Consider the following 21131-nt stretch of genomic DNA (forward strand, 5'->3'; position numbering starts at 1 on the left):
GCAAATATATAATAAATTAGCAAATGTATAATTTTCAATAAAGATAATTTTACCTGCTTAAAATTTTAAAACAAAAAAAATATCTTTTTTATTTGGATTTAAAAGAAAATATATTTTAAATTTGCCAAAAAAATTAGATAAATAAATGGAAATAGAAATTTCCTCATGCGAACATCTAATGTATGTGAGTGAAATACAGCAGGAAATGTACGATTCTGCACAGCGTAGAGGGACGGGTATCGCAAAACGTTCTATAGAATATTTGAGTAAGAAGATTTCAGAAGGCAATGCTGTGGTAGCCACTGAAAACGGTGAGTGGGTAGGTTTCTGTTATATAGAGACCTGGTCACATGGGAAGTTTGTGGCTAATTCGGGACTTATTGTGTCACCGAAATTCAGGAACGGCGGAGTAGCGACTCAGATTAAGCAGAAAGTTTTCCAATTATCTAGAGATAAATATCCGGATGCGAAAGTATTTGGCTTGACAACAGGTTTGGCAGTGATGAAAATCAATAGTGATCTAGGGTATAAACCGGTCATTTATTCTGAACTGACTCAGGATGAGGAATTCTGGAACGGTTGCAAAAACTGCGTGAACTATGAGATTTTAATGATGAAGGAACGCAAAAACTGTCTGTGTACAGCCATGTTATTTGTTCCTGAAAATGATAAAAAAAAAGATGAGGTAGTTCATAATCTACCTGAAAGTAAATATGATGGAATGATTCAAAAAAAAATTGATGAATTCCACGCGACCATTAATAATAATAAAAAAAGTCCAGATGAAAAAGAAAGTCATCTTAGCGTTTAGCGGAGGTTTAGATACTTCCTACTGTGCTAAATATCTTAGTGAAACACTAGGATATGAGGTGTATGCAGTTACTGTAAATACCGGAGGTTTTTCAAAAGAAGAAGAAAAAGAGTTGGAGAGAAAAGCTTTAAACCTTGGGGTGAAGGAATACAGGTGCGTAGACGCTCAGGAAGATTATTATAATTCATGTGTAAAATATCTGATTTTCGGGAATGTGCTGAAAAACAATACTTATCCTCTTTCTGTAAGTGCTGAACGTACTATTCAGGCGCAGGAAATTGCAAAATATGCGATTGAAGTAAAAGCAGATGCTATTGCTCACGGAAGTACAGGAGCAGGAAACGATCAGGTTCGTTTCGATTTGATCTTCCAGGTGATGTGCCCGAATATTGAAATCATTACCCCAATTCGTGATATGGCTTTGTCCCGTGACGAAGAAATTGAGTTTTTGAAAGAACATGGTTATGAAATGGAATTCCAGAAAGCTCAATATTCTGTCAATAAAGGACTTTGGGGAACTTCAGTAGGAGGGAAAGAAACACTGACTTCAAGAAATTATCTTCCTGAAGAAGCTTTTCCGTCTCAAATCAAAGAAACTCAGCCTTCAGAACTGGAGATCGAGTTTAAAAACGGAGAAGTGGTAGCTGTAAATGGAGAAAGTTTTGAACATTCAGTATATGCCATTCAAAAAATAGAAGAACTGGCTTCAGCATACGGAGTCGGCCGTGATATTCACGTAGGAGATACCATTGTTGGGATTAAAGGAAGAGTAGGATTTGAAGCAGCAGCGGCATCAGTGATTATCAAAGCACATCATTTATTGGAAAAGCATACGCTTTCAAAATATCAGCAAATGATGAAATCCCAGTTGTCCGACTGGTATGGAAACTGGCTTCACGAAGCACTTTTCTTAGATCCTGTCATGAGAAATATTGAGTCTTTCCTGGTAGATTCTCAGAAAACAGTGAGCGGAAAAGTATTTGTAACCCTTCATCCATACAGATTTATTTTGAATGGAATTGAATCTGATCATGATCTGATGTCTGATAAATTCGGAAGCTATGGAGAAGCCAACAGAGCATGGACGGGTGATGATGTAAAAGGATATACAAAGATTGTAAGCAATTCTTTAAATATATACCACCAGATTAATCAAAATATCAACTAGTTCCGAAAGGACAATGTAATGAAAGGCGGCACAAAATGCTGTCAGAATCAAAATGAAGAAAACAGTAGGAATCATTGGTGCCAACGGTTATACAGGAAGTGAGCTGATACGCTTACTGGCTTTTCATCCCCATGTGACATTGAGTTTTTTACATAGTCGTTCGAATTCGGGAACAAGAATTTCAGATCTGTACCCGGATTTAACGACGGTTTGTGAAATGGTTTTGACGGACAAACCTGAAGACGTGGATATTCTTTTTCTGTGTCTTCCGCATAAAGAAAGTCAAAACTGGTTAACTCAGAATCCTGTTAAAGATGAAACGCTGGTGATTGATCTTGGAAATGACTTCCGTCTGGAAGGAAATTTCGGAAACAGAGATTTTATCTATGGATTACCGGAAATCAATAAAAAACAGCTGGCAGGAGCAAGAAGCATTGCCAATCCGGGATGTTTTGCTACAGCTATTCAGTTGGCTTTACTGCCATTGGCGGAAAAAGGAGTTTTAAATGAAGTTTTTACTACAGGGATTACAGGTTCTACAGGAGCCGGGCAGTCTTTGCAGGCAACCACTCATTTTACCTGGAGAAATGATAATGTTTCAGCCTATAAAACATTAACTCATCAGCATGTCGATGAGATTTTGCAGCAGCTGATTTCATTTAATAATAAAGAAGTAAACCTGAATTTTGTTCCATGGAGAGGAGATTTTGCAAGAGGAATTTTTACAAGTTCCACCATGAAGACGGATTTGACGCTGGAGGAAATAGAACAATTATTTCAGGATTTCTATGCGGAGGAGCCTTTTGTTACGGTAAGTAGTAGGGCAGTTGATTTAAAGCAGGTTGTCAATACCAATCGCTGTGTGATTCAAATCGAAAAGAGTGGAAATGTTGTCGTTATTCACTCAGCGATTGACAATTTGTTAAAAGGTGCTTCGGGACAGGCAGTCCAGAATATGAATCTGGCCATGAACTGGGAAGAAAATGCAGGACTGAACCTGAAACCGATAGCATTTTAATATAGAAAGTAGATGGATGTATAGGAACTCGAAACCCGAATCCCGCATCATTCATTATTTATCAATTATCATTTATAAAAAGACATGAATTTATTCAACGTATATCCATTATTCAACATAAATCCGGTAAAAGCTCAGGGATCTTTTCTTTGGGATGATAAAGGGGAACAATATCTTGATTTTTATGGCGGTCATGCTGTGATTTCTATCGGGCACAACCATCCATATTATCAAAATAAACTGAAAGATCAGCTGGAGAAAATTTCTTTCTATTCCAACTCTGTTCAGAATGAATTGCAGACTGAACTGGCGGAAAAGCTGGGGAAACTTTCAGGTTACGAGGATTATAATCTTTTCTTATGCAATTCTGGAGCGGAAGCGAATGAAAATGCATTGAAGCTGGCTTCTTTTCATAACGGAAAAAGCAAAGTACTTTATTTCTCAGGTTCATTCCACGGAAGAACTTCTGCAGCGGTTTCGGTAACAGATAATCCAAAGATTGTGGCTCCGGTTAACTTTTCTGAAAGGTTTATCAAATCAGAATGGAATGATGTGCAGCAGCTTGAAGAAACCTTTGACAAGCATGGAAATGAAATTTCATCCGTAATCATCGAAGGAATTCAGGGAGTAGGAGGAATTATGATTCCAACACCGGAATTTTTATCTAAAATCAAAGAATTATGTGAAAAATATGATACTGTTCTTATTTTGGATGAAGTGCAGTCCGGGTATGGGAGAAGCGGATATTTCTTTGCCCATCAGGAATTTGGTGTAGAGGCAGATATTATTACAACGGCAAAAGGAATGGGAAATGGTTTCCCTGTTGGCGGAGTTTTGATAAATCCTAAATTCCAGGCAAGCAACGGTTTGCTGGGAACTACATTTGGAGGAAATCATCTGGCTTGTGCGGCTTCAATTGCTGTTCTTGATGTTATGAAAGATGAAAATCTTCTTGAAAATGCTCAGCAGATGGGTGAGTATATTGAAAATGAAATTAAAGATTTACCACATATTAAATCCATCCGAAGGAAAGGATTGATGATCGGAATAGAACTCGATAGAGACTGTTCGGAAGTAAGGAAAGAATTGCTTTTCGGTCATCATATTTTCACCGGAAACTCTAATGATAAAACAGTATTGAGGATTCTTCCGGCACTGAATATCAAAAAAGAGGAAACGGATCTTTTCATCAATGCTCTGAAAGTGGTGTTGGGGAATATCTAAGGGACTGGAGAGCAAAGGTTATAAAACTTAAAATAGTACACAATACCTGTCATTCTGAATGAAACGAAGTGAAATGAAGAATCTCAGAATGACAAAAACAAGTATCAATTGCTGAGTGAAACGCCCTTGCGAACGAAAAAAGCATCAGTGGAAAGCTTTGCGTCCTTGCGTTAAAACTCTCAAAAATGTGTAAACACAATCTTTAAAATCAATTCAAAATGAAATGGATATTCCATTTGTCCATTGAAAAAAAATAGAAATACCAAATGAAAAAATTTACCTCTGTAAGTGATGTAGAAAACTTACAGGAAATCATAAAAAAAGCTTTACAGATAAAAGCAGACCCTCTTACTGAAACACAAAAAGGAAAGGGAAAAACAATAGGACTTGTATTTTTAAATTCAAGTTTGAGAACCCGTCTGAGCAGTCAGATTGCAGCTCAGAATTTAGGGTTGAATGTATTGACATTAAATGCTGCACAGGAAGCCTGGAATCTTGAATTTGCTGATGGAGCTGTCATGAATGGGGATACTGTAGAGCATATCAAAGATGCAATTGAGGTTTTAAACCAATATTGCGATATCATCGCGGTACGTTGTTTTGCAGGAATGAAGAGCAAGGAAGATGATGTGAATGAAAGTATCTTAAGCCAGTTTGAAAAACATGCAAAAGTTCCTGTTATTTCATTGGAATCTGCTACCCGCCATCCGCTGCAAAGTTTAGCAGACTGTATCACGATTACAGAAAACTGGAAAAAGGACCATAAACCAAAAGTGGTATTGACCTGGGCACCGCATATAAAACCTATTGCTCATGCTGTTGGAAATTCTTTTGCAGAATGGATGCAGGAAATGGATGTAGAATTAGTAATTGCCAATCCCGAAGGATATGATTTAGATAAAAACTTCACAAAGGATGTAAAAGTAATCCATGATCAGGACGAAGCGTTGAAAGATGCAGATTTTATCTATGTAAAAAACTGGTCTTCTTTTGATGATTATGCAGCAATGCCTGAAGTAAAAGGCGACTGGATGCTTACCAATGAAAAATTAGCCAATACCAATGATGCAAAAGTGATGCACTGTCTTCCGGTTCGCCGTAATGTGGAACTGAGTGATGAAGTGATGGATGGAGATCATTCTATCATTTATCAGCAGGCTAAAAACCGAATTTTCTCGGCACAAGCTGTATTCAGTGAAATTTTAGATGAATTGAAAGCCTAGTGATCCTTGTCAAGGTTTTAAACCTTGACAAGGATAGAAAAGATCAAGTATCCCAAAATGTTTACAAATGAAAGAAAAGTTATACATCATAAAAATTGGCGGAGCTTTAATAGATGATGAAGAATTATTAAACCAATTCTTAGAACAATTTTCTGAAATTAATGAAAAGAAAATTCTTGTTCATGGCGGTGGAAAACTGGCGACGATGCTGGCTGATAAACTGGGCATCGAGCAGAAAATGATCAACGGAAGGAGGATTACGGATAAAGACACACTGGATATTGTAACGATGGTATATGCGGGAGGAATCAATAAAAATATTGTTGAAAAACTGCAGCAGAAAAAATGCAATGCCATAGGATTCTCAGGAGCAGATGGAAATTTAATCAAAGCTAAAAAAAGAGAACATCCTGAAATCGACTTTGGATTTGTAGGAGACATCAATAAGAAAAGTGTGAACAGAAAACTGGTTTCAAAACTCATCAAGCTAGGTCTTATTCCTGTGTTTTCAGCAATTACACACGATAGAAAAGGAAATCTTTTCAATACCAATGCGGATACCATTGCTTCTGTAATGGCGCAGGCTCTTTCGGAGAAATATGAAGTTGAACTGTTGTATTGTTTTGATAAAGAAGGAGTACTGCAAGATGTAAATGATCCTGAATCTGTGATCAAAAGTGTAACTGAGGAAGATTTCACCACATTAAAAGAAGAAGGAAAGCTTCACAAAGGGATTTTACCCAAACTTGAAAATGCTCTTGGAGCCATAAAAAATAATGTAGACAAAGTGTTTCTGATCAAAGAAACAGAATTGAAAAACCATATAGAAAGTCATCATGCAGGAACTGAAATCTGTTTATAATAAAGAAGAGCTATTGAATAATGCGGTCGGATTGCTTAAAAATTTGATTGAGATTCCTTCATTCAGTAAAGATGAATTCAATACGTCGGTAGAAATTGAAAATTTTTTCAAAAAACACCAGATTCCTACCAAACGTTTTAAAAATAATATCTGGGCGGTAAATAAGCATTTTGATGTTTTTAAGCCTTCGGTTTTACTGAATACCCATCATGATACTGTAAAGCCTAACAAAGCTTACACATTGGATCCGTTTGTTCCAGTTGAAAAAGAGGGAAAATTATTTGGATTGGGAAGTAATGATGCCGGAGCTTCTTTGGTTTCTATGGCACAGGTTTTTTTACATTTTTATGATAAAGAAGATTTAAAATATAATTTAGTTATTGCTTTGACGGCAGAGGAGGAGATCTCAGGATTTGATGGAATAGAAGCTCTGTTTCCGCAGCTACCCAACGTAGAACTCGCCATTGTAGGAGAACCCACGCAGATGAATCTGGCGATTGCAGAAAAAGGACTTCTTGTAATTGATGGAGAAATGAAAGGTACTCCTTCTCATGCCGCTCATCCTAATGATGATAACTCGATTGTAAAATGTATGCAGGATTTGCAGAATATTCTGGACTTTAAATTTCCAAAGGTTTCAGAATATCTGGGTGAAGTTAAAGTTACTTTATCCGGAATTCATGCAGGCGTACAGCATAACGTTGTTCCGGAATCGTGCAACTTTACATTGGATGTACGAGTAACGGATGAATATTCCAATCAGGAAGCGTTTGATATCATTCAGTCTCAGATGAAATCTACTTTAACAGCCAGATCGTTCAGATTGAATTCTTCAAAAATCGAGCTGGATCATCCGTTTGTAAAAGCAGGAGTTGAAATCGGAAGGACAACTTATGGTTCACCAACCTCTTCAGATCAGGCGATTATTCCATGTACATCAGTGAAAATAGGTCCTGGAGACAGTAGGCGCTCTCATACTGCAGATGAATTTATCTATATCCATGAAATAGAAGAAGGAATAGAAATTTACATCAGAATTTTAGAAAAAGTGTTATAAAAATGAAAGATGGGTGTAGGAAGAGGGAAGTTATTGCAGTATGTTATTAGCTTCCTGTCTCCAGCCTCAGGCTTCCAGCTCAATATATGTTTTGACTCCGCCCGGCGGGCACTAGAAGTTTAGTTTTTAATAAGATTTATGCAAAAAGAAAATTAGAAATGAAGGCTTTACATAAGGAAATGTTTTTTTATAGTTAATAGTAATAAGGATTGCCTTGCCGGGCATGTCAAAACCCATCAGTATTTTAAATCAAAGAATATGAAAAAAATATGGCAGAAGGATGACCTTGCCACCAATATATTAGTCACTCAATTTACAGTCGGTAAAGACCTTGACTTTGACGAACGTTTAGCGAAATATGACGTGAAAGGTTCTATGGCCCATTGCAAAATGTTGGCAGAAACCGGAATTATCACTCAGGAAGAATCAGAACAGATGTTGTCTGTTTTGAATAGTATTTTAAATAAAATTGAAGAAGGTAGTTTTGAAATTGATAAAGATGCTGAGGATATCCATTCTCAGGTAGAAGCCATTCTCATTGAAGAATTAGGTGATACAGGAAAGAAAATCCATACGGCAAGATCAAGAAATGATCAGGTTTTGCTGGATATAAAATTGTACTTATTGGATGAAATCCGTGAGATCACGGCGCTTACAGATGAGTTTTTCCAGATTTTAATTCAATTGGCAGATCAGCATAAAAATGTTCTGCTTCCGGGATATACCCATTTGCAGATTGCAATGCCTTCATCATTCGGATTGTGGTTCGGAGCTTATGCAGAAGCGCTTTTGGATGATGTGGAAATGCTGTTTTCAGTAAAAAATATCATTAATAAAAACCCGCTGGGATCAGCGGCCGGTTATGGTTCATCTTTCCCGATCAATCGTGAAAGTACCACCTACAATCTGGGCTTCCAGTCGATGAATTATAACTCGGTATATGCTCAGATGACCCGTGGAAAGTCGGAAAAAATGCTGTCAATGGCAATGGCTACTTTAGCAGGAACGCTTGGTAAGTTTGCTTATGATGTGTGTTTATACCTAAGCCAGAATTTTGATTTTATTAGCTTTCCAAAGGAGTTTACTACAGGAAGCAGCATTATGCCTCATAAAAAGAATCCGGATATCTTTGAGCTGGTTCGTGCACGATGTAACAGAATTCAGTCGCTTCCGAACGAACTGATTCTTTTGACAAACAATCTGCCTTCCGGTTATCACAGAGATGTACAGTTGACGAAAGAGATACTTTTCCCTGCAATAGATTCTTTAAAGGAATGTCTGGAAATCCTAAGCTATACTTTACCCAATATTCAGGTAAAAGACGGAATTCTGGAAGATGAAAAGTATAAATATCTTTTCAGTGTAGAAAAGATCAATGAAGAAGTGAAAAACGGAAGTTCGTTCCGTGATGCTTATGTAAAAGTAGGGCAGGAAATTGAAAACAACGAGTTTGAATTTGAACCCGGAAACCTTGAACATACCCACCAGGGAAGTATTGGAAATCTTTGCCTGGACAAAATAGAATATCAGTTCAATAAACTGAAAAATAAATTATTGGGTTAGAATCTAAGCCATTAAGGTCGTCAAAAACTTAGGCAAAAATCAGTGGAATTTCTAAAATTATTTTAGCCTGCTGTCTTTTCGTTGTGAAAGCCTTAATCTTAAATCTTATCTGCTTAAGTGATCTTAATGGCTGGATTGTAATTCCGCTCTTTGAATTTGATGATTGATCTTTAAACTGACTATGATTGGAAATTGAGATTAAATCTGCTGCATAAAATTTTATCGGAGATAAAATCTTAGCGCCTTAAAGCATAAAGTTTATAGATTTCTTTTGCGTCTTTGCGCTTTTCTAATAAAAGAATCAGAAAAAATCTGTTGGAAAACGCGAAGGCGCAAAATGATAATGATATATCTTATTTTCAAGACGCAAGAAAATCAGAGATTTTCAGCAAGTAAAATCAGGATAATAATGAGTTTAAAAATAGATGGATTATTTCAGATCAATTTTAAGGTTGGAGGATGTTAAGCTACTTATTATTAAAAATTGAGTTTAAATAGGCAGTCCAAAATTTTATCGGAGATAAAATCTTAGCGCCTTACAACATAAAGTTTATAGATTTCTTTTGCGTCTTTGCGTTTTTTCTAATAAAATAAAAGATTAGAAAAAATCTGTTGGAAAACGCGAAGGCGCAAATTGATAATGATATATCTTATTTTCAAGACGCAAGAAAATCTAAGATTTTCAGCAAGTAAAATCAGGATAATAATGAGTTTAAAAATAGGTGGATTATTCCAGATCAATTTTAAACTTGGTAGATTTTTTCACCTCGTGAAGGACAATAGAACTGTGATATTGTCCGATGTTGGGAAGATTTGAAATCACACTCACCGCAAACTCATTATAGGAATTGATATCTTTCGCGATAATTTTCAGCATATAATCATATTCCCCGGAAAGGCTGGTGATTTCCTGAACTTCATCGTATTTGGAAATGTTGTCCTCAAAGGTTTCCAATACTTTTTTGGATTGCTCCTTAAGACGGACATTGCAATAAACGATGATATTCAAACCCAGTTTTTCACGGTTTAAAAGACCTACGTATTTTTCAATGATGCCCTGTTTCTCCAATTGTTTGATTCGCTCATATGTTGGAGTAAAGGTAAGACCTATCTTTTCGGAAATTTCTTTTACCGATAATGTAGAGTCTTCCTGAATAATACTGAGAATCATTTTGTCTTTTAAATCCATAAATAAAGTTGTGTGCTAACAAAAATATTAATTTTAAATGAGAATAAGGAAAGACTGAAGTTTTTAATTTATTTTAAACATAATTTTTGTAGGTTCATAAAATTGTTGTATCTTTGCACCTAATGAATAAAAAAGCATTTATATCATTAGATTTACCGGGCGAAAGCGCCCTTTACGATATTTATTGTTATTAAGCGAAGATAGTTGTCTTCGCTTTTTTTATGCCCAAAAATTAGAATTATGTTTACGATTACAGAACTAAGCACCGAGAGAATCAACAGTATACTGACAGAAGCACTGGCTTTTGCGAATGGTAAAACTGCTAAAATTGAAGGAGAAGTTTTTTGCTCAAACCTTTTCTTCGAAGACAGTACAAGAACGAAAACAAGCTTCGATCTTGCAGAGAGAAAACTGGGACTTCAGGTAGTTCCTTTTGATGCGTCACACAGTTCGGTAAACAAAGGTGAGAGTCTTTATGACACTGTAAAGACGATTGAAAGTATAGGGGTGAACCTTGTGGTGATCCGTGATAAGAAAGACAGATACTTCGAGGAACTGAAAAATATTAAGATTCCGGTAATCAACGGAGGAGACGGTACAGGAAACCACCCTTCACAGTGTATGCTGGATCTGATGACCATCTATCAGGAATTCGGAAAGTTTGAAGGACTGAAGGTAGGAATTGTAGGAGATGTAAAACACAGCCGTGTTGCTAATTCAAATGCAGAAGCATTAAGAAGACTGGGAGCCAAAGTATACTTTTCAGGACCTGAACAGTGGTTTGATGAAGGAGCTTTGATCAACGGAACATATATGTCAGTGGACGAACTGATCGCTGAAGTAGATGTTTTAATGCTGCTAAGAATCCAGCACGAGAGACACGATGCAGCAATGAGCTTCACTGCTTCAGAGTATCATAAAAGATATGGTCTGACGAAAGAAAGAGAACAGGCCATGAAAAAAGAAGCAATTGTCATGCACCCGGCTCCGATCAACAGAGGCGTGGAAATAGATTCAGATCTTGTAGAATGCGAAAGATCAAGAGTCTTTAAACAAATGGAAAACGGGGTATTCGCCAGAATGGCCATTTTAAAAGAAGCGTTGGAAAGTAAAGGATATACTTTTAAATAAGGGCCAAGGTAAAAGAGCCAGGTTAAAAGTAAAAAGTTAAAGAGCCCCGGAGGGGCGACCTGTTAATAGCCAGGGTGAAAATAAGTAGATAAAAATAAAAGAGCCCCGTAGGGGCGGCCTGCTAATAGCAATGGGTGAAACCCATGGAAATAAAAAGGATTTAAATAATCCAAGCCCTGTAAGGGCGACCTGTTAATAACATATAAATAATAAGAGATAAAAGTTTAAAATGAAGAAAAAATTAATACTGGAGTCCGGTGAAGTGTTTCATGGAGAAGGTTTCGGAGCAGAATTGGAAACTGCAGGGGAAGTAGTTTTCAATACCGGAATGACAGGGTATCAGGAATTGATCTCTGACCCATCATACTGCGGTCAGATAGTTTGTATGACCTATCCGCTTATCGGAAATTATGGTATTAACCGTGATGATTATGAAAGTATCGAGCCGGCAATTAAAGGGCTTATCGTAAAAGAACTTTGCGATCTTCCTTCCAACTTCCGTACTCAGATTACTTTAGATGAATTATTTAAAAAGAAAAACCTTTCAGGAATTTCAGGAATCGACACCAGAAGACTGACAAGAGTTCTTCGTAACTATGGAGTGGTAAAAGGAAAAATTGTAAATGCTGATGCTGATGAAGCTGCTGTAGCTTCTGAGCTGAAGACAACAAATTTCCCAACCAACCAGGTAGAGGAGGTTTCTACAAAAACTCCTTACGCTAACCCGAACAGAGGTTTCAAAGTAGTGTTGGTAGATTTCGGTGCAAAACTGGGAATTATCAGAGAATTGTCTCAGAGAAACTGTGACATCATCGTGGTTTCTCAGGATACTACTGCAGAAGAAATCCTACTGATGAATCCGGACGGAATTATGTTGTCAAACGGTCCTGGTGACCCGGAAGATGTACCGCACGCGTTGGATATGATCAGAGGATTATTAGGAAAAGTTCCAATCTTCGGAATCTGTTTAGGACACCAGTTAATTGGTCTTGCTTGTGGAGCGAAAACTTTCAAACTGAAATTCGGACACAGAGGAGGAAACCACCCGGTATTGGATCTGGAGAAAAATACAGTAGCCATTACTTCTCAGAACCATGGGTATGCTGTTGATCAGGAAAGTTTAAAAGGAACAGACCTTATCGAAACACACATCGCCTTGAACGACAGAACAAACGAAGGATTAAAACATAAAATCCACCCTTGTTTCTCAGTTCAGTATCACCCTGAAGCGAGCCCTGGTCCTGAAGATGCAAACTACCTGTTTGATGAGTTCATTCAAATGATGGAGGACTTTAAAAAGTAAGACACTCCAATTGTCATTCTGAAAGAAGCAAAAGCTGAATGAAGAATCTCAACAACAAAATGAGATCCTTGGGAATGACAAAGTGTGTTAATTCAATTTAAATAAAGCATAATGCTGGAAGTTTAAGTTCAAACTTTTAGTATCTAAAAAAAGAAAAATGGCAAAACGTACAGATATAAAAACAATTTTAGTAATCGGTTCAGGACCTATCATCATTGGTCAGGCAGCTGAATTTGATTACGCAGGAACGCAGGCTTGTCTGTCTTTGAAAGAAGAAGGCTACAAAGTAATTTTGATCAACTCAAATCCTGCAACGATCATGACAGATGTGGAAATCGCAGATAAAGTATATATCGAGCCGATTTCATTACAGTTTGTAAGCCACATCATCAGAAAAGAACGTCCGGATGCATTATTACCAACATTAGGAGGTCAGACAGGTCTTAACATGGCGGTAGAATTGGAAAAATCAGGAATTCTTGAAGAGTGCAAGGTGGAAGTATTGGGAACTAAACTTTCTGCTATCAACAGAGCAGAAGACAGAGACCTTTTCCGTGAGCTGATGAGAGAACTGAACGAGCCGGTACCGGAATCTGATATCGTCAATACGGTAGAAGGTGCACTTGCTTTCGCAGATGAGATCGGGTATCCTGTAATTGTTCGTCCTGCCTTCACAATGGGTGGTACCGGAGGTGGTATCGCTTCTACAGAAGTTGAATTGAAAGAGATTGCTGAATTGGGATTAAAGCACAGCCCGGTTACACAGTGTCTTATCGAAAAATCAATCGCAGGTTTCAAAGAAATTGAATACGAAGTAATGCGTGATGCAAACGACAACGCCATTGTGGTTTGTAACATGGAAAATATTGACCCGGTAGGGGTTCACACTGGAGACTCTATCGTAGTAGCCCCTTCTCAGACGCTTTCAGACAGAGAGTATCAGTTACTGAGAAATGCTTCCCTGAAAATCATCAGAGCATTAGGAATTGAAGGTGGATGTAACGTACAGTTAGCTTTAGATCCGCATTCATTCGATTACTATATCATTGAGGTAAACCCTAGAGTTTCCCGTTCATCAGCGTTAGCAAGTAAGGCAACAGGGTATCCGATTGCAAAGATTGCAGCAAAAATCGCTGTAGGATTGACTCTGGATGAAATCATGAACCCGGTAACAGGAAAAACATACGCATGTTTCGAGCCGGCTCTTGACTATGTGGTAACGAAATTCCCAAGATTCCCATTCGATAAATTCGAAACGGCAGACAGAAGACTTTCTACTCAGATGAAAGCAACGGGTGAGGTAATGGCAATCGGAAGAAACCTTGAAGAATCTTTACAGAAAGCGATCCGTTCATTAGAAACAGGAATCAAGCATTTAGGATTAAAAACAAAGCAGGCTCAGGCACTTACTGCTGAAGAAATCGAAAGAAGAATCAGAGTGTGTGATGATGAGAGATTATTCATCATCGGAGATGCTTTAAGAAGAGGATACGACTGGGAACAGATTGTAGAATGGAGTAAAATCGACAAGTTCTTTATCTGGAAACTGAAAAAATTAGTTGACTTCGAAAAAGTAATCGCTGACAACAAATTTGATAAAGAAACCCTGATTGAAGCGAAGAGATTAGGTTTTGCAGATATCAATATCGCTGTTCTTTGGGATGTAAAAGAGCGTGAGGTTTTCAACTTCAGAAAAGAAAACGGAATCATGCCGGTTTACAAAATGGTAGACACTTGTGCTGCTGAATTCGAAAGTGAAACGCCTTATTTCTACGGAACTTACGAAGAAGAAAACGAAAGTGTTGTTTCGGACAAAGAAAAAATCATCGTACTAGGTTCAGGACCTATCAGAATCGGACAGGGAGTTGAGTTTGACTACGCAACGGTTCACTCAGTATGGGCAATCAAAGAAATGGGTTACGAAGCGATTATCATCAACAACAACCCTGAGACAGTTTCTACAGACTTCTCAATTTCAGATAAACTTTACTTCGAGCCGCTTACAGAAGAAGATGTGATGAACATCATCGAGCTTGAAAAACCAAAAGGAGTAGTGGTACAGTTCGGAGGGCAGACAGCGATTAACCTTGCTGATAAACTAGCCGCTCACGGAGTACAGATCTTAGGAACTTCATTAGAAGACCTTGACAGAGCTGAAAATAGAGATAAATTCGAAAAAGCACTTCAGGAGCTTGGAATTCCTCAGCCAAAAGGAAGAACTTCAACTTCGAAAGAAGAAGCGATAAAAATTGCCAACGAAATCGGATACCCGGTATTGGTTCGTCCAAGCTACGTTCTTGGAGGTAGAGCAATGGAAATTGTATACGCAGAAGCAGAACTGGCTCACTACATGGAAAATGCAGTAGAAGCAAGCCCTGAGCACCCGGTATTGGTAGACAAATACATGGTAGGAAAGGAAATTGAAGTTGATGCTATCTGCGACGGTGAAACCGTAGTGATCCCGGGAATTATGGAGCACATCGAAAGAGCAGGAGTTCACTCCGGAGACTCTATCGCAGTGTATCCGCCGCAAAATATCTCTCAGAGCGAGATTGATACTTTGGTAGACTACACTCAGAGACTGGCAAAAGGATTAAACGTTATCGGATTAATGAATATCCAGTACGTTCTTTTCGAAGGAAATGTATATGTAATCGAAGTAAACCCTCGTTCTTCAAGAACAGTTCCTTTCTTATCTAAAATCACAGAAGTTCCGATGGCGAACCTTGCAACAAAGGCAATCCTGGGACAAAAACTGAAAGATTTAGGTTACGAAAACGGATTGGTTCCAAACAAAGAAGGCGTATTTGTAAAAGTACCGGTATTCTCTTTCTCTAAGCTAACGAAAGTGGATATCTCTTTAGGCCCGGAAATGAAGTCTACAGGAGAAGTTATGGGGAAAGATACAACCCTTGAAAAAGCACTTTACAAAGGATTGGTTGCTGCAGGAAGAAAAGTTCCTATGCACGGGTCTATCCTGTTTACAGTAGCCGATAAGCATAAAGATGAGGCAGCAGCTCTTGCCGCAAGATTCCATGAAGTAGGATTCAGAATCTGGGCTACAGAAGGTACTGCGAAGTTCTTTGAAGAAAAAGGAATCCCTTGCAAAATCGGATACAAAATCGGAGAAGAAGATGTAAACCTTATCGACCTGATCCAGAAAGGAAAAGTTCAGTATGTTGTGAATACCACTACAAAAGGTAAACAGGCTGAAAGAGACGGATTCCAGATCAGAAGAATGAGTGTGGAAAACGGTGTTCCTTGTTTAACTTCAATGGATACGGTAGAAGCGATCTTAAAGGTAATCGAAAGCATGAGCTTCAAAATGGAGACAATGTAATTTCTGACTAGAATAAATATTAAAATCCCACAAGTTTTCTTGTGGGATTTTTTTATCAATTTAATCCAGAAAAAATAAAGGATTCTGTTTACTTTTGCAAAAGCCATTTAAACTTCAATATAATGAGTATAAAATCAATTACGATAGGATTTCTATGTTGTATTTTCGTAGCAGTGCTTTCAGGATGTTCCTGGATAACTGATTTCTATATTCAAAACCTGACTGGCTCCAAAAAAATAATTAAGATCAATTACAGTTATCCCATCTCAAAAGCAATTGATAATGGAGGCGGCAGCTTTGCATTTAATTATGAAAATGGAATATTGTCACCTCGGTCTTTCTATAAAATCAAAAATCCAAAGTCTCTTGAAAAAATAGAAATAAAAGATTCTTCCATTGTCCTTGAGCTTTATCCAAATTCAACAACAAAAATTTACACAAGCCATAATGGAAGCTGGAGATATAGAATTAAAAGTGTTGAGGTTAATGGAACCATATTTTATCCTTCAGAATTAATAAATAAAAGCAGATATATCAGTAAGAGTTATGTTTATAAAATCGAATAAAGGAAAAAGCTGTAATGGATAAAAAAGCAATACAAATTTTACTCAACACCATAAAAACTTCCCAGAACGAAAGTGTAAGGGATTGGTTTTATTGGGAAACTTATATGCAGTATATCTCTGAAGATGATTTTGAGTATGCAAAGAAACATTCTGTAATGTATGATCAGGAAGAGATAAGTCATGATGAAATTTGCAGAAGAATTAAAAGGGCTGTGGCTGGTATTGAAAAACAGAAAGTTGTGGATGCTTTTGTGTACAGTTTAAGTACAAGACAACTGGAATACCGATCATTTTTATCCAGCTATTGCATTGCAGAAAGTCTGGAAGAGCATAGCTTTACGCCAAGTCCGGAACCTAATGAAGATATCTGTGCGATATGCGGGCTTCATACTTATGAGTTTGAAGATCCTATCGAATTCAATACCATCAATTATTTCAAATACAAAGATGGATGTTGTTTTGATAGTTTAATCCAGGTTTTATTTGATGTAGAACAGTTTCCAAAACTTCCGGTCGTTAAACCTACCGAAAATGACTACAGGATTCTCAATGAACTGAAAGAAATTATTGAAACATCAGAACCCGGCGACAGAATTTCTCAACTTAAAAAGAGAATCGCCAAAACAGTAAAATCAAATGATGAAGAAAGATTAGGATTGTTGGAAATTTTGGGAGTTATCGGAATTTTACATGATGATGCTCATTTTGGGTATGCAGATCAATATGTTACCTATCCGGAAAGAGAACACAGACCCATTAGGAATGATGATGTTGGTTATCCCGCAAGATGGTGGCAGGGGAAATTTGGAATTGATGATGAAAAATGGAAGTACTGGTTTGAAAGCAATTAAGTGATTTTTTTATCATGCTCTCATACATTTAAAAACAAATTTTCAATACAAAAAACAGGGTTAAAATGAATTCGGAAGTGTTTTTATCGGATTAGCTTAAAAATACATGATGTTTACCGAATTATTTATAAATTAGAGCGTTAAAATTCAGGCTGTTATTATTATTTAAAAACTAATAAAAATTCCACCAAATCAAAATATAACCATGGCAGAATATTACGCAAAATCAAGCAATTCTTTATCTTTCGAGGTCACAAGAGAAGAAAGATTAATTGGAAAACTTACTTATACAAGCTGGTTTAAATTTAATGCTGTCATTGAAATTGCAGATGGTAAAACCTATCAGGTAGAGCCAAAAGGTTTTTGGGGAACTACGATTGAGCTTAAAGACCATGAAAGGGTACTTCTGAAATTCAGAATGAACTGGAACGGGGAAATTGTGGTGCAGACCTATTTTGATGGGATTAAAAATGGCTATCTTTTTAAACACAGAGGTATTTTTAAAGAATCATTTGTCCTTACAGATCAGGACGGCGTAGAGCTGATAATTATAAAACCCCACCTGAAATGGACTTCCATGAATTACGAATATCAGATAAACACCTCTGATGCCTATGAAACCTTTCCGGAAAAAGAAATCGTTTTAATTAACGCACTGCATTGCGCCAATTATTATATGTCGATGATGGCCGCTGCCGTTATATAAAAGATAATTGTAGACATTAATAGCAATGTAATTCTGACACAGAAAAAAGTTCTGTGCGCATTGTTCAAAGAATCTCATTAATAATAAACTTGTTTAAACTTTTTTGAAACATTAAGATCGCATTAAGGTATTTAGACTATTAAGATGAGCTTCGCTTTATGCTTAAAAATCAGAATGATTTATCTTAACTTAATTATGCTTTACTGCTTAAATCCTTCTTAATGGTTTAAGAAATATCCAATGTATGTTGTTATCAATAAGATAAATAGCCTTTAACTACTTATCCAAAGCCTTTGAAACTGCTAAACTATCTTCCAGTAGTCTGTAGCGTGTAATTTTATGATTTTGAATACGCATCTGAATACAGAATAAGGACTCTACAATATTCCCAGTTTCAAGCATTTTCGTTACAAATTCTCCTGTAATCACGGCATTTTCATCATCGGTAAAAATATGATCAATTTTTGCAGAAACAGGCTCCGTATATTTCCATAGCAGTTCAAAAAATTCGGCGACTTCCTGTTTATTGTTTCTTACTCCCAGCCAGGGCGCTTTTTGTTCATCTCCAGGTATATACCAGTCTACAGTATCAGAAAAAAGGTTGGTTAATTCTGTCAGATTTCTTTCCGACATAAACTGTAGAAATTGCTGAATAGTTTCTTGGTTATTGCTCTTCATTTCTTGAAAATTATAATCAATAATTAGCTTGATATGGAGTCATGAAGATAAGAAAAAATTAAACTCCAATTGCTGTTTATTTTCATAGAATCCTTTATTAATGGGTTATTTCATTGCAAAAGTTTTATGATTTGTATCATGTTTTTATTTAGAATTAATAAAAATAAGATAATTTTGCAGAACTAACTTAATTATAAACATGAAAAAAACTATTATTTCTGCAGCTCTATTAGCCGTAACGATGCTGAGTGCCCAGGAAACGGATACTATTAAAGTGGCTGAAATCCAATCCGTATCACTCCAGGGAACTCACAACTACAGAACCAAAAAATCTGAATCTATCGCAAGACTTCCTCTTGAAAACCTTGAAAATCCAACCGTTTACAACCTCGTTCCCAAAGAAATCATCAGTGAAATGGGAGCAATGGACTTCAATACAGCCATGGCTTCTGCTCCGGGAGTTGTTGTAAGCAACAGTGTCAATGACAGTGGAAACGATATTTTTATGAGAGGTTTCAGTTCCAATGCCAGTTTCAGAAACGGACTGATTCAAAATCCAAGAGTACAATCTGAGATCGCTAATATCGAAAGAGTAGAAGTAATAAAAGGTCCATCGGGAACTTTATTCGGAGGAACATTAGCCAACTATGGTGGTGTGGTGAATATTGTAACCAAAAAACCACAGGAAAACTTCGGAGGAATTATCAATTATACTACCGGAAGCTGGGGAATGAACAGGATCACAGCAGATGTGAATACTCCTTTAAATAAAGAAAAAACTGCATTGGCAAGATTCAATGTCGCAGCCTATTCTCAGGATTCTTTTCAGGATGCGGGCTACAACAAAGGATTATTTTTCTCCGGAAGTGTTTTGTACAAAGTAAGTGATAAAACCACAGTAACGTTAGACACCGAGTTCCATGCTCCGGACAAAACATTGAATGCTTATGTAAGAAACTCAGAAAAGCTGACTTTACATTCGATGAAAGATCTGGAAGTCGCTTACAAAAGAGCATTTACCAGTAATGACATCGGTTCCAAAAGAACCAATTTTGTAACAATGGCTGAGGTTACCCATAAATTCAACGATCAATGGACTTCCAGAACCTCTTATCAAAGAGGGGAAGCCAATGAAAATGAGTCGATCTTTTTAGTGCTGAGATATCTGAATAATAATCAGGTAGAAAGAATGATCCGCCCTTTCGACAGCTTTAAAGTAACCACAGACAATATCCAGCAGAATTTCACAGGAGATTTTAAAATAGGAGGCTTAAGAAACCGTCTGGTAGTAGGAATAGATTACTTCCAGCAAAGAACAAAATATCAGTTCCCTTATTATGAAGCCAACGGATACAGCAATGTTTTCATGCCTTATGACAAAGTGAATCTTGATAGCTCTTCAGCTTGGGATCCGATCTCAAGAAACAAATTCATGAACAGAGAAAGAAAATCCACAGAATCTGATATTACAACTTTCAGAACGATCAGTGGTTATATCTCCAATGTTTTAAATATCACAGATAATTTGCTGGTAATGGCCAGTTTGAGAGTAGATAGCTATAAAAATGATGATATGGTGGTAAATGGTGTAGAGATCTCTACCAAAAACGGATATGCTGAAAATAAGGTTTCCGGTTACAGCCAGACCCAATTTTCACCAAAGTTCGGATTGGTGTATGAAATTGTAAAGGATGAGATTTCATTCTTTGCCAATTATGTGAATGGATTTAAAAACTATGCTCCATCACTGAATGAAGTCGGTGTTCTGACAAAATGGGATCCGGAACAGGGAAATCAGATTGAAACAGGTTTCAAAGTGGATTTGTTCCATAAAAAACTACTGACGACCGTGAGTTATTATAATATTAATGTTAAAAACAGACTGGTTGCAGATCCGGGAGGAATAGGAAGTATTCAGGATGGTAATATCAAAAGTCAGGGACTGGAAATAGGGATCATTGCGAACCCTTTCAAAGGTTGGAATATCGTTGCCGGATATGGTTATAACGACAACAAATATGATGACCGAAGCAAAGACAGCGGAAAAAGAATCGCCTGGACTCCAAAACATGTAGCCAATCTATGGACAAGTTATAAAATTATGGATGGAGCTTATGAAGGTCTTGGTTTCGGAACCGGATTTAATTTTGTAGATCAAACCTACATCAACATTGTGAATCATTTTCTAGCTCCTTCTTACACTACTGTGGGTGCTACCATTTTCTATGACAAGAAAAAATACAGAATCGGTCTGAAAATGAATAATGCGCTGAATGAAAACTATTGGAATTTCTACGGACAGCCACAGAAGCCGAGAGAAATCCTTGCCAATTTTGCATTCAAATTTTAAATCTAAAAAACAAAAATAATCTTAACGAAACTATAAGGATGAAAACCGCAAAGGTGCAACGATTTGATTTATAATCTCTTTTTATTTCTGA

The 21131-nt window shown here is 37.0% G+C and carries 17 protein-coding genes; 15 read left to right on the top strand and 2 right to left on the bottom strand.

The window, feature by feature from the left end; genetic code table 11:
* Positions 1 to 145: 145 nt before the first annotated feature.
* From RAH34_RS10370 to argH, 8 genes are all read left to right on the top strand, one after another.
* Positions 146 to 811 carry a GNAT family N-acetyltransferase gene (locus tag RAH34_RS10370; RefSeq protein ID WP_114822563.1) on the top strand — a complete coding sequence of 222 codons (666 nt, stop codon included), beginning with the start codon at positions 146 to 148 and terminating at the stop codon, positions 809 to 811.
* The gene (gene argG / locus RAH34_RS10375; protein WP_306596072.1) at positions 783 to 1979 is read left to right on the top strand and encodes an argininosuccinate synthase; all 1197 of its coding nucleotides are present in this window, start codon (positions 783 to 785) and stop codon (positions 1977 to 1979) included. Before RAH34_RS10370 ends, argG begins: the two co-directional genes overlap by 29 nt.
* Positions 1980 to 2031: 52 nt before the next feature.
* Positions 2032 to 2997 (top strand): N-acetyl-gamma-glutamyl-phosphate reductase, encoded by a 966-nt coding sequence (gene argC, locus RAH34_RS10380; protein ID WP_306596073.1) that lies wholly within the window; start codon positions 2032 to 2034, stop codon positions 2995 to 2997.
* Positions 2998 to 3081: 84 nt separating this feature from the next.
* Positions 3082 to 4221 carry an aspartate aminotransferase family protein gene (locus RAH34_RS10385; RefSeq protein ID WP_306596074.1) on the top strand — a complete coding sequence of 380 codons (1140 nt, stop codon included), beginning with the start codon at positions 3082 to 3084 and terminating at the stop codon, positions 4219 to 4221.
* A gap of 266 nt (positions 4222 to 4487) precedes the next feature.
* Complete coding sequence (locus tag RAH34_RS10390; protein ID WP_306596075.1) at positions 4488 to 5444, top strand: N-acetylornithine carbamoyltransferase; 957 nt, start codon at positions 4488 to 4490, stop codon at positions 5442 to 5444.
* A gap of 67 nt (positions 5445 to 5511) precedes the next feature.
* A complete protein-coding gene (gene argB / locus RAH34_RS10395) occupies positions 5512 to 6306 on the top strand; it encodes an acetylglutamate kinase (protein WP_306596076.1) in 795 nt (264 codons plus the stop codon).
* Positions 6281 to 7363, top strand: a complete 1083-nt coding sequence (locus RAH34_RS10400; RefSeq protein ID WP_114822557.1) for a M20 family metallo-hydrolase — start codon at positions 6281 to 6283, stop codon at positions 7361 to 7363. The genes argB and RAH34_RS10400 overlap by 26 nt, the downstream gene beginning before the upstream one ends.
* A 258-nt stretch (positions 7364 to 7621) precedes the next feature.
* Entirely contained in the window at positions 7622 to 8926 is a 1305-nt protein-coding gene (argH, locus tag RAH34_RS10405; protein WP_306596077.1) for an argininosuccinate lyase, read from the top strand.
* A gap of 727 nt (positions 8927 to 9653) precedes the next feature.
* On the opposite strand, the gene RAH34_RS10410 is transcribed toward argH, so the two are convergent.
* The gene (locus RAH34_RS10410; RefSeq protein ID WP_034696246.1) at positions 9654 to 10115 is read right to left on the bottom strand and encodes an Lrp/AsnC family transcriptional regulator; all 462 of its coding nucleotides are present in this window, start codon (positions 10113 to 10115) and stop codon (positions 9654 to 9656) included.
* 240 nt (positions 10116 to 10355) lie between these two features.
* Here RAH34_RS10410 and RAH34_RS10415 point away from each other — a divergent pair, with 240 nt between their 5' ends.
* From RAH34_RS10415 to RAH34_RS10440, 6 genes are all read left to right on the top strand, one after another.
* On the top strand, positions 10356 to 11246 hold the full coding sequence (locus tag RAH34_RS10415) for an aspartate carbamoyltransferase catalytic subunit (protein ID WP_062670681.1): 891 nt from the start codon (positions 10356 to 10358) through the stop codon (positions 11244 to 11246).
* 229 nt (positions 11247 to 11475) lie between these two features.
* Positions 11476 to 12549: a carbamoyl phosphate synthase small subunit gene (locus RAH34_RS10420; RefSeq protein WP_306596078.1), complete on the top strand. Its 1074-nt coding sequence runs from the start codon at positions 11476 to 11478 to the stop codon at positions 12547 to 12549.
* Between the two features lie 157 nt (positions 12550 to 12706).
* Positions 12707 to 15889, top strand: coding sequence for a carbamoyl-phosphate synthase large subunit (carB, locus tag RAH34_RS10425; protein ID WP_306596079.1), 3183 nt, complete (start codon positions 12707 to 12709; stop codon positions 15887 to 15889).
* Between the two features lie 122 nt (positions 15890 to 16011).
* Complete coding sequence (locus tag RAH34_RS10430; RefSeq protein WP_306596080.1) at positions 16012 to 16455, top strand: hypothetical protein; 444 nt, start codon at positions 16012 to 16014, stop codon at positions 16453 to 16455.
* 14 nt (positions 16456 to 16469) lie between these two features.
* Positions 16470 to 17306, top strand: a complete 837-nt coding sequence (locus tag RAH34_RS10435; RefSeq protein WP_114821618.1) for a hypothetical protein — start codon at positions 16470 to 16472, stop codon at positions 17304 to 17306.
* A 205-nt stretch (positions 17307 to 17511) separates the two neighbouring features.
* Positions 17512 to 18012: a hypothetical protein gene (locus tag RAH34_RS10440; RefSeq protein WP_306596081.1), complete on the top strand. Its 501-nt coding sequence runs from the start codon at positions 17512 to 17514 to the stop codon at positions 18010 to 18012.
* 276 nt (positions 18013 to 18288) lie between these two features.
* Here RAH34_RS10440 and RAH34_RS10445 read toward each other — a convergent pair whose 3' ends face one another.
* Positions 18289 to 18690: a nuclear transport factor 2 family protein gene (locus tag RAH34_RS10445; RefSeq protein ID WP_114821616.1), complete on the bottom strand. Its 402-nt coding sequence runs from the start codon at positions 18688 to 18690 to the stop codon at positions 18289 to 18291.
* A gap of 199 nt (positions 18691 to 18889) precedes the next feature.
* Between RAH34_RS10445 and RAH34_RS10450 the strand changes: the two genes are divergently transcribed.
* A complete protein-coding gene (locus RAH34_RS10450; protein ID WP_306596082.1) occupies positions 18890 to 21040 on the top strand; it encodes a TonB-dependent siderophore receptor in 2151 nt (716 codons plus the stop codon).
* The last annotated feature ends 91 nt before the right edge of the window (positions 21041 to 21131 follow it).

Origin of the sequence: Chryseobacterium sp. WLY505, assembly GCF_030846215.1 — a bacterium.
Lineage (GTDB): Bacteria > Bacteroidota > Bacteroidia > Flavobacteriales > Weeksellaceae > Chryseobacterium.

Coding starts and splice junctions, on each gene's coding strand:
- RAH34_RS10370 (WP_114822563.1), top strand. CDS start 146: ATGGAAATAGAAATTTCCTCATGCGAACATCTAATGTATGTGAGTGAA.
- argG (WP_306596072.1), top strand. CDS start 783: ATGAAAAAGAAAGTCATCTTAGCGTTTAGCGGAGGTTTAGATACTTCC.
- argC (WP_306596073.1), top strand. CDS start 2,032: ATGAAGAAAACAGTAGGAATCATTGGTGCCAACGGTTATACAGGAAGT.
- RAH34_RS10385 (WP_306596074.1), top strand. CDS start 3,082: ATGAATTTATTCAACGTATATCCATTATTCAACATAAATCCGGTAAAA.
- RAH34_RS10390 (WP_306596075.1), top strand. CDS start 4,488: ATGAAAAAATTTACCTCTGTAAGTGATGTAGAAAACTTACAGGAAATC.
- argB (WP_306596076.1), top strand. CDS start 5,512: ATGAAAGAAAAGTTATACATCATAAAAATTGGCGGAGCTTTAATAGAT.
- RAH34_RS10400 (WP_114822557.1), top strand. CDS start 6,281: ATGCAGGAACTGAAATCTGTTTATAATAAAGAAGAGCTATTGAATAAT.
- argH (WP_306596077.1), top strand. CDS start 7,622: ATGAAAAAAATATGGCAGAAGGATGACCTTGCCACCAATATATTAGTC.
- RAH34_RS10410 (WP_034696246.1), bottom strand. CDS start 10,115: ATGGATTTAAAAGACAAAATGATTCTCAGTATTATTCAGGAAGACTCT.
- RAH34_RS10415 (WP_062670681.1), top strand. CDS start 10,356: ATGTTTACGATTACAGAACTAAGCACCGAGAGAATCAACAGTATACTG.
- RAH34_RS10420 (WP_306596078.1), top strand. CDS start 11,476: ATGAAGAAAAAATTAATACTGGAGTCCGGTGAAGTGTTTCATGGAGAA.
- carB (WP_306596079.1), top strand. CDS start 12,707: ATGGCAAAACGTACAGATATAAAAACAATTTTAGTAATCGGTTCAGGA.
- RAH34_RS10430 (WP_306596080.1), top strand. CDS start 16,012: ATGAGTATAAAATCAATTACGATAGGATTTCTATGTTGTATTTTCGTA.
- RAH34_RS10435 (WP_114821618.1), top strand. CDS start 16,470: ATGGATAAAAAAGCAATACAAATTTTACTCAACACCATAAAAACTTCC.
- RAH34_RS10440 (WP_306596081.1), top strand. CDS start 17,512: ATGGCAGAATATTACGCAAAATCAAGCAATTCTTTATCTTTCGAGGTC.
- RAH34_RS10445 (WP_114821616.1), bottom strand. CDS start 18,690: ATGAAGAGCAATAACCAAGAAACTATTCAGCAATTTCTACAGTTTATG.
- RAH34_RS10450 (WP_306596082.1), top strand. CDS start 18,890: ATGAAAAAAACTATTATTTCTGCAGCTCTATTAGCCGTAACGATGCTG.